Origin of the sequence: Cyanobium sp. N5-Cardenillas, assembly GCF_024345515.1 — a bacterium.
Taxonomy (GTDB): Bacteria; Cyanobacteriota; Cyanobacteriia; order PCC-6307; family Cyanobiaceae; genus Cyanobium.
Genome location: NZ_JAGQBG010000189.1, coordinates 1 through 6,231, shown reverse-complemented (window position 1 = coordinate 6,231; position 6,231 = coordinate 1). Strand labels below are relative to the sequence as shown.

Here is a 6,231-nt window from a genome sequence, read left to right as displayed (position 1 = left end):
GGTGTGCAGCAGGCGCATGGCAACAAGGTACCGAGGCCTGCGGCTCCCAGGTGGTCGTCAGTTCATGCAAGCGTCCGTCAGGGAGTGGAGGGTCTGGACCTGGCCCGGGGAGAGGGCAAAGCTCAGATCTCCGGCGGAACTCGGCACCGTGATCTTCAGGGGCAGGCCATCGGCAGGGGTCGGATCGAGGCAGCCGGCGTCGAACTGGGAGGACGTGGCCGGGATCGCGCCACCGACAGAGGCCGTGAGCTCAGCGCTGCGGTTGGCGAGACTCCAGTTCTGATCCTTGCCATCACTGAGCCGCAGGGGCCTGGCATGGTCCAGGCTCAGCCTGGGGGACTCCGCATTCAGCCGGATGCGCAGACCCTTGGCCGCGTTGATGTCTGACGATTCGTAGATCATGCCGCCGAGGCGGTGCCCCGCGCCGTCATCAAGATTCCCGTTGCCATCGGTGTCAGCGGCTGAGGCGGCCGATGGTGACAGGAGCGAGGCCAGCACGAACAGTCCGACCGCCACGATCCCGCCACGGCCGCTGTCGACCAGGCGGCGCCAGGGCGTCATCACCATGGAGGCGAACAAAGCAAGAATTCTTTTCATTGGCTTGTGGTTCTCTTCGGGGACATTGTCAACCTAATCAGAACGCCTGATGCGGCGCATACGGATATCCAAAGCTTGCGCAAGCGCCGGCCGTCATTAGCGTGAGCCTGAAAATGCCAGGGACCCCCTGGCATGTCACTCTTCCAGGGAACCGCTGCCATAGAGTCTCGATCTGCACCAGTCGTCGTGATGCTGCAGATCGAGATCGTCCTGCAGCACGATTGCATCGTTCGTCGCCATGAACACATCGCTGGATTGCATTCCTTGCCTGCTGCGCCAGTCACTGGAGGCGGCCCGACTGGTCACCTCCGATGCATCGATCCATGAGCGCCTGCTCAGGGATGCACTGCATTGGGCCGAAGGCATGGACCTGACAGCATCACCACCGGCCATGGCGCAGTGCCTGCACCGGCGTCTTCGGGAGATGACGGGCGTGGTCGACCCCTACCGCGAGTCGAAAGCCTGGCAGAATCGCGTCGCGATGGACATGGTTCCAGCGCTTGAGGCCGAGGTGGAGGCCTGTGAAGACCCTCTCCTGATGGCCGCCCGTCTGGCGATCGCCGGTAATGCCATCGACATGGGCAGCAACGGCCGGCTCACGGAGCAGGATGTGCGGCAGGCCCTGGAGAGGGCCCTGAAGGATCCATTCCATGGCGATGTGGAGCAGTTCCGCGCCGCTGTTTCTGAGGCTGAAACGATCCTCTATCTGGCGGATAATGCGGGCGAAATCGCGATTGATCGCCTGCTGATCAACCAGTTGCTTCCCCGGACGATTACCCTTGTCGTACGTGGATTTCCGGTCCTCAATGATGCCACCAGAGTCGATGCCGAGCGGGTGGGGCTTGATCGGATGGTGGAGGTCATCGACAACGGCTCGGATGCACCCGGAACGATCCTCTCGGACTGCAGCCAGGACCTGCGGGAACGCTTTGCCGCCGCCGACCTGATCATTGCCAAGGGTCAGGGGAACTATGAATCCCTGAGTGATGAGTCAGGTCAGCTCTTTTTTCTGTTCAAGGCGAAATGTCCCGTGATTGCTGAGCTTGTCGGTCAGCCCATCGGCACCCAGATGCTGCTCATGTCTCGCGACGCGCCAGCCCCAGGGCACGCACCAGGGGCCCGAACGGCTTGAGGAAGCGGCTTTCGTGCAGGCGCCCCTTGAGCACCCGGTGCCAGTACACCCAGGGGAACACGCGCGTTTCCACCAGGAACATGCTCCAGCGCTCCTTGGTGGGGTCCACCAGGAAGGAACTCACCGGCTGGAGGCTGTAGTCGAACTCCGCCATCACCACATCGTGGAAGCTGGTGATCAGGGGGCAGGCGGTGTAGCCGTCGTACCGGGCCTGCAGCGGGTCGCCATCGAGCCGGGCCAGCAGGTTGGCCACCAGCACCGGCGCCTGGCCGCGCACGGCCGCCAGGCTCTTGGCCGTGGGCAGAGAACTGACGTCGCCGAGGGCGAACACGTCGCCAAAGCGCTTGTGCTGGCAGGTGAATCGATCGACCTCCACCCAGCCCCCCGGCCCGGCGATCGCCAGGGGGCTGGCCGCGATCACGTCCGGCGCCGCCATCGGGGGCACCACATGGAGCAGGTCGTAGGCAATCTCCTCGCGCCTCGGCTCCTGGCCCTCGGCCCGCACCTCGAACACGGCCACCCGCTCCTGGGCGCGCACCTCGACCAGGTTGTGGAGCAGACGGGTCTCGATCCCCCGGCGCGCCACGACCCGCTCAACGCTGGCGTTGTAGGCCTCCACCGGATACAGCTGCGCCTGGGCGCTGCAGAAGATCACCCGGGTGTTCACGCCCACGCCGCTGGTGGCCTGGAAGATGTCGTCGGCCAGATACATCACCTTCTGGGGGGCGCCGCCGCATTTGATCGGGGTGGCCGGATGGGTGAACAGGGCCGTTCCACCGCGGAAGTTCCGGATCGCCTTCCAGGTGGAGGCGATGTGGGGGTGGGAGTAGTTGCTGACCACCCCGTGGTGGCCGAGGGCCTCCGGCAGGCCCTGGATGCGGCTCCAGTCGAGCTTCAGCCCCGTCGCCATCACCAGCACCTCGTAGCTGAGGGCGACCCCAGCCGCGGTGATCACCCGGCGGGCTTCCGGCTCGAAGGAAGCGGCGCTGTCCTTGATCCAGACGGCACCGGCCGGGATCACGGCGGCCTCGGGCCGCTGGGTCTGGGCGTAGGGGAGCAGGCCGGCGCCGGCCAGGATCCAGCCGGACTGGTAGGCGTGGACGGAGGCGGGTTCCAGGATCGCCACATCCAGCCCGGGGCGGGCGCGCAGCAACTGGGCGGCGACGGTGATCCCGGCGGAGCCGCCACCCACGATCAGAACCCGGTGGTGGCGATGGTCTTCCGATGCAGCAGCAGCCATCTCCCCATCACGCCAGGGGCTTCACTCTGGGTGGACGCGACGACGATCCGCAGCAGCACACACATAAATTCATGCGCACAGACGCATAGGCGGATAGAATCAGGGTCCAGCGTCAGAGTCAGGCCGATGGCTCCAGCTCAGCGGCCTGCGCCTCTGCCCCCTGTGGCCGCGCCGGAGCGGCTCCAGAAGCACGGAGGCATCTTCACCGCCGTGAATCCGGGGGACTGGATCCGCCATTGGCGCCATCCCAATCACCTGATGCTGGCGGTGCCCTGGCCGGGCTTCTTCGGGTTGATCGCCGCCGGGTATCTGCTGCTCAACATCCTCTTCGCCCTGCTCTACCGGCTCGACCCCCATGGCATCGCCGGGGTGGAGGGTGAAGCGACCGGTTTCTCGGAGGCCTTCTTCTTCAGCGTGCAGACCCTGGGCTCGATCGGCTATGGCGTCTTTCACCCCACCAGCCTGTTCACCCATCTGGTCGTCACGGTTGAATCCCTGCTGGGACTGATCGTGATCGCCTTGATGACGGGGATGGCGTTCAGCCGCTTCTCCCGTTCCACCGCGCGGATCCTGTTCTCCGAGGTGGTCACCGTGCACGATTACGACGGTCGGCCCACCTTGATGTTCCGCCTGGCCAACGAGCGCCGCAAAACGATCCTGGAGGCCAGGGTTCAGGCCTATCTCGCCATCGATGAGCGCACGACGGAGGGGCACAGGATGCGACGCCTGCATCCGCTGGCCCTGAGTCGCGATCGCTCACCGCTGTTTCTGCTTGCCTGGACGGTGATGCATCCCATTGACGACGACAGCCCCCTGCATGGACGCACGCCCAGCGAGCTGGCCGAGCGTCAGGCGGAGATCCTGATTGCCTTCAGTGGCATCGACGAAACCCTGGAGCGCCCGATCTATGCCCACCACAATTTCTCGGCCTCCCAGATGCTGTTCGGCCAGGGCTTTCTGGACATGATGCGGGAGGACGACGGCCAGGGTCCGAGCTTCGATTTCGCCAATTTCAACCGCACGCACCCCTGTCCCTCGGAGGGGCCGCTCTGAACGGGGCGCTGTCGCGCAGAGCTGGTCAGCTTTCATGTGTTAATCGCGCTAGTGTTTTATCATCAATCTGGGCTGTCCGTCATGTCCCGTTCCTGCCGCCGTCTCTCCCTGCTCAGGAAGTCGGTTCTGGCCCTCCTCCCCTGGCTGTTGGTCTTGCTGACGGGAGCCGCCCCTGCTCTCGCGGCCGAAGGCTGGTCCCTCAACGATGGGGCGGGTCATCGGCTCAATGCCAGGGTCTTCGAGCAGCCGTTTCCCGAGTACCCCTCCGGCCTGCGCCTCCGCCTCAATGCCCTGGAGAGCGGCACGCGGCTGGATCACCAGGAGGAGCTGGTGTTGAGCGATTCCTCTGGCCAGGAATGGAGCCTGCCCAACCGCAGCGAGGAGCTGGTGGAGAAGGGGCGTGGTCCCATCCCCCCCGGCTCGGCCCAGTTCGACCTGGAGGCCCTGATGCCCCGGCCCAGTGAGGCCCTGCCGCTGCATGTCGCCGTGCCTTCGGCCGAAGGGGTCCTGGGTTTCGACCTCACACCCGATGAGGCCATGGCGCTCCACGCCATGGGGTCCGTGCCCCGGGGCGGTGATCAGGCCTGAGCGGTCCCGGACCCGTCTGAGCCTGAGACGGCCTCGCCGGCGGCCTGCCAGCCGGCGAGGCTTGGCGGAAAGCCCCGCACCTGGGTGAAGCCCTGCAGGTGCAGGGCCATCACCCCCATGGCCGATCGAAAGCCTGTGGAGCAATAGAGGACGATCTCCTTGTCTGTTGGGATGTCGCTGAGGTGCTCATCGAGTTCCCTCAAGGGGATGTTGACGGCCCCGATGATGTGGCCGGTTCGGTACTCCGAAGGCTGGCGCACATCGATCAGCAGGGCGTTGCCACTGGCTATCACTTTTTTGAGGGCTGGAACCGTCCTGATCGTGTGGAAGTCTGCGGGCAGGGAATGGAGATACTGATCAATCGTTCCCTGCAAAGGAGAACTCCCCTGCGGTTCTGCCGCCGCGGCGCCGGAGCCCCCAACCAACAGCAGCAGGACAGAGAGGGCAAGGCCGCTCAACAGCAGGAGTAGCGAACGTTTCATGGGTTGGATCGGGGTGATCACGAAGACGCCAGGTTCACCAGCTGAGGGACTGGGATCCCCGGCGGAAGAGAGCGGCCCCGGTCGTGGTGGGGTTTCCGATCTGCAGTCCAGTGAGGAGCTCGGGCTCCTTGATTCCGTAGTGCGTCATGCAGAGGGGACAGACGAGAATCGCCCCCCCGGAAGCCAGCAATTCGGCCATCAGTCCCTGTTGCTCCCGGAGAGCGGCGGCCCTGATGCGGCTGGCCGCGAGGACGGCACGATCGTTCAGGAAGACCGTGACCGGATGCCCGAGCCTCTGCTGAGCCCGGGCGAAGGACAGGGCCATTCTGAGCCGGTGCGGATCATCGGAGGTGAGGTTGACGAAAAGCGGATCCTGCTGGCCGGCGTAGGCGGCAGGCAGCAGCCAGGAGCTGAAGCGGGGCTCGGGAATGCCCAGAGAGGTGATTCCGACGGTGGCGGAGAGCAGGGAGCCCACCAGGAGGGTGCCGGTCAGGCGAGGAAAACGGAGCATGGAAAGCCGGGGCAGGCGAGGGACGGAAACGGGAGCTCGGCGGGTTGGAGAGGTCAGGCCTTGTCGAGTTCGGCATCGACCTTGCCACTGAAGGCGATGTAGTTGTAGATGTTGTAAAAGAGCATAATCGGAATCAGAACGCCAATGAAGGTGAGCATGAACACCATCGACGTCACGGAAGAAGAGGCTTCGAAGATGGTGATTGAGGGCGGAATGATCGCCGGAAACACCATCACCCCCAGACCCGCGAAGCTGAGAATGAACAGCAGGACCGTATAGACGAACGGCCACACCTCCTGGCCCAGGGAGAGGCTGCGGAACAGCTGCACGATCAGGGCGATGCCCAGCAGGGGCAGGAGCACGAAGAAGGGCAGAAAGGCCGGATCAAACAGGCGAGCCCGCAGCGTTTCCGACACGAAGGGGGAGGTGACCGTGATCAGCAGAGCGCCCCCTAGGGTGGTGGCCGCCGCCAGCCGGGCGGTGCGCACGTGAAGTTGCTGCAGCTCACCACTCGTTTTGAGGATCAGGTAGGTGGAGCCGATCAGCACATACCCCTGGATCAGGGTGAGGGCCACCACCAGGCTGCTGCCGTTGACCCAGATCCAGGGGGAGCCGATGAAGTGCCCAT

Annotated in this window: 8 protein-coding genes; 3 read left to right on the top strand and 5 right to left on the bottom strand. The window is 64.8% G+C overall.

What is annotated here, in order from left to right; genetic code table 11:
• Positions 1–57 precede the first annotated feature (57 nt).
• Positions 58–561 carry a hypothetical protein gene (locus KBZ04_RS13400; RefSeq protein ID WP_254992406.1) on the bottom strand — a complete coding sequence of 168 codons (504 nt, stop codon included), beginning with the start codon at positions 559–561 and terminating at the stop codon, positions 58–60.
• A 274-nt stretch (positions 562–835) separates the two neighbouring features.
• On the opposite strand from KBZ04_RS13400, the gene KBZ04_RS13395 reads away from it, so the two are divergent.
• Complete coding sequence (locus KBZ04_RS13395; RefSeq protein WP_254992405.1) at positions 836–1,729, top strand: damage-control phosphatase ARMT1 family protein; 894 nt, start codon at positions 836–838, stop codon at positions 1,727–1,729.
• On the opposite strand, the gene KBZ04_RS13390 is transcribed toward KBZ04_RS13395, so the two are convergent.
• The gene (locus KBZ04_RS13390; protein ID WP_254992404.1) at positions 1,674–2,969 is read right to left on the bottom strand and encodes an FAD/NAD(P)-binding oxidoreductase; all 1,296 of its coding nucleotides are present in this window, start codon (positions 2,967–2,969) and stop codon (positions 1,674–1,676) included. The two genes, KBZ04_RS13395 and KBZ04_RS13390, sit on opposite strands and share 56 nt — an antisense overlap.
• Before the next feature lie 126 nt (positions 2,970–3,095).
• On the opposite strand from KBZ04_RS13390, the gene KBZ04_RS13385 reads away from it, so the two are divergent.
• Both KBZ04_RS13385 and KBZ04_RS13380 read left to right on the top strand, forming a co-directional pair.
• On the top strand, positions 3,096–4,022 hold the full coding sequence (locus KBZ04_RS13385; RefSeq protein WP_254992403.1) for an ion channel: 927 nt from the start codon (positions 3,096–3,098) through the stop codon (positions 4,020–4,022).
• Between the two features lie 81 nt (positions 4,023–4,103).
• On the top strand, positions 4,104–4,610 hold the full coding sequence (locus KBZ04_RS13380; protein WP_254992402.1) for a DUF3122 domain-containing protein: 507 nt from the start codon (positions 4,104–4,106) through the stop codon (positions 4,608–4,610).
• On the opposite strand, the gene KBZ04_RS13375 is transcribed toward KBZ04_RS13380, so the two are convergent.
• The 3 genes from KBZ04_RS13375 to KBZ04_RS13365 form a co-directional block, all read right to left on the bottom strand.
• Positions 4,601–5,092 (bottom strand): rhodanese-like domain-containing protein, encoded by a 492-nt coding sequence (locus KBZ04_RS13375; protein ID WP_254992401.1) that lies wholly within the window; start codon positions 5,090–5,092, stop codon positions 4,601–4,603. The two genes, KBZ04_RS13380 and KBZ04_RS13375, sit on opposite strands and share 10 nt — an antisense overlap.
• Positions 5,093–5,126: 34 nt before the next feature.
• Positions 5,127–5,603 carry a DsrE family protein gene (locus KBZ04_RS13370; protein WP_254992400.1) on the bottom strand — a complete coding sequence of 159 codons (477 nt, stop codon included), beginning with the start codon at positions 5,601–5,603 and terminating at the stop codon, positions 5,127–5,129.
• Between the two features lie 53 nt (positions 5,604–5,656).
• The coding region (locus KBZ04_RS13365; protein WP_254992399.1) for a cytochrome d ubiquinol oxidase subunit II at positions 5,657–6,231 on the bottom strand (575 nt) is incomplete at its 5' end.

Coding starts and splice junctions, on each gene's coding strand:
- KBZ04_RS13400 (WP_254992406.1), bottom strand. CDS start 561: ATGACGCCCTGGCGCCGCCTGGTCGACAGCGGCCGTGGCGGGATCGTG.
- KBZ04_RS13395 (WP_254992405.1), top strand. CDS start 836: ATGAACACATCGCTGGATTGCATTCCTTGCCTGCTGCGCCAGTCACTG.
- KBZ04_RS13390 (WP_254992404.1), bottom strand. CDS start 2,969: ATGGCTGCTGCTGCATCGGAAGACCATCGCCACCACCGGGTTCTGATC.
- KBZ04_RS13385 (WP_254992403.1), top strand. CDS start 3,096: ATGGCTCCAGCTCAGCGGCCTGCGCCTCTGCCCCCTGTGGCCGCGCCG.
- KBZ04_RS13380 (WP_254992402.1), top strand. CDS start 4,104: ATGTCCCGTTCCTGCCGCCGTCTCTCCCTGCTCAGGAAGTCGGTTCTG.
- KBZ04_RS13375 (WP_254992401.1), bottom strand. CDS start 5,092: ATGAAACGTTCGCTACTCCTGCTGTTGAGCGGCCTTGCCCTCTCTGTC.
- KBZ04_RS13370 (WP_254992400.1), bottom strand. CDS start 5,603: ATGCTCCGTTTTCCTCGCCTGACCGGCACCCTCCTGGTGGGCTCCCTG.